2 protein-coding genes are annotated in these 1,287 nt (G+C 70.8%); one reads left to right on the forward strand and one right to left on the reverse strand.

The window, feature by feature from the left end:
- Positions 1–108: 108 nt before the first annotated feature.
- Complete coding sequence (locus HMPREF1138_RS10075; protein WP_009059498.1) at positions 109–930, reverse strand: spermidine synthase; 822 nt, start codon at positions 928–930, stop codon at positions 109–111.
- A 48-nt stretch (positions 931–978) separates the two neighbouring features.
- Between HMPREF1138_RS10075 and HMPREF1138_RS10080 the strand changes: the two genes are divergently transcribed.
- A partial coding sequence (locus HMPREF1138_RS10080) for a Y-family DNA polymerase (RefSeq protein WP_009059496.1) occupies positions 979–1,287 on the forward strand: 309 nt, incomplete at its 3' end.

Below are 1,287 nucleotides of genomic sequence, written 5' to 3' on the forward strand. Positions count from 1 at the left end.
CCCGGGCCCTCCGCACCGCGCCACCGCGCCTGAGCGCGGCGCACGCCCGGCCTCGTCTGGGAGCGCCCGCCCGGCGTCGAACGGGAGCGAGACGGAGGGCAGGCCTCGTCAATGCGACGGGGGATAGCCGACCTGCTCATCCGTCAGGGGCGGGCACCCCGCCACCCAGCGCGTCAGCTCCCTCGGCCGCGTGATGCGCGCCGGAAGTGCGAGCGTGCGAAGAGCGCGATCGATCTCGTCCGCGTCGACGACGCCCTGATTGCAGGCGACGGCCACCACGTTGCCGCGGCGCCCACTTCGCCCCACCTTCGGATCCTGAATGGAAGCCACGAAGGGGAAGACCTCCTGCAGCGCCGCCACGTCCTGGCGGGCGTTGGCCTCGCCCCCGTGCGCGCAATTGACCAGATAGACGCCCGAGGGGGCGAGAGCGCGGCGCGCCTGGCGGGCACACTCGAGCGTGCGCAGGTGCCCCGGCGTCACGCCCGCAGCGAAGGCGTCACGCACAATCACGTCGAAAGCCCCCTCGCGGGCCGCGTCCAGGACCGCGCGGCCATCCCCCACGCGAATCTTGACCTGCGGGGCCTTGGGAATCGGAAAATGCTCGCGCACCTGCGCGGCCAGCGCCCCGTCCACCTCCACGGCCACGTGCCGAGACTGGGGATACCGCGCCGACCACGCGCACGCCAGCGCGCACGCGGCGCCACCCACATGCAGCGCGCGAAATCGATCCCCCTCGCCCCGCGATGCGGCCACGACCGCGCTCATGTGCTGCATGTACTCAAACTCCAGGTAGGTCGGGTCAGAGGTGTCCACCGCCGAGGACTCCACTCCATCGAGGAAGAGCGTGGCGCGCGGACCATCCCATCGGATGCGCGCGGAGCCGAAATCCGTCTCGAAGGAGATGTCGCGTGACGAAGATGAGCGTGCCATGGTTGACACTGTAACCGTGGGACCAAGACATCGGAGTCAGGAGGTGACATGTCAAACGCTCCCAGGGATTCGCGCGCGAAACGTGACTGGGGATCGGACGACTCCGCCACGCCGATCCTGCACGTGGACATGGACTCGTTTTTCGCCCAGGTCGAGATGCGCGAAGACCCCTCGCTCGTCGGCAGGCCCATCATCGTGGGCGGCACCTCCGGGCGCGGCGTCGTCACCTCCGCGACCTACGAGGCGCGCGCCCTGGGTGTGCGCGCAGGCATGCCCACCTCGCGCGCCCGCGCGCTGTGCCCCACGGCCGCGTTCATCCCCGGCAGCCACTCCCTGTACCGCCGCTACTCCCGCCAG

The sequence above is a fragment of the Actinomyces sp. ICM58 genome, from assembly GCF_000283035.1.
Classification (GTDB): domain Bacteria; phylum Actinomycetota; class Actinomycetes; order Actinomycetales; family Actinomycetaceae; genus Pauljensenia.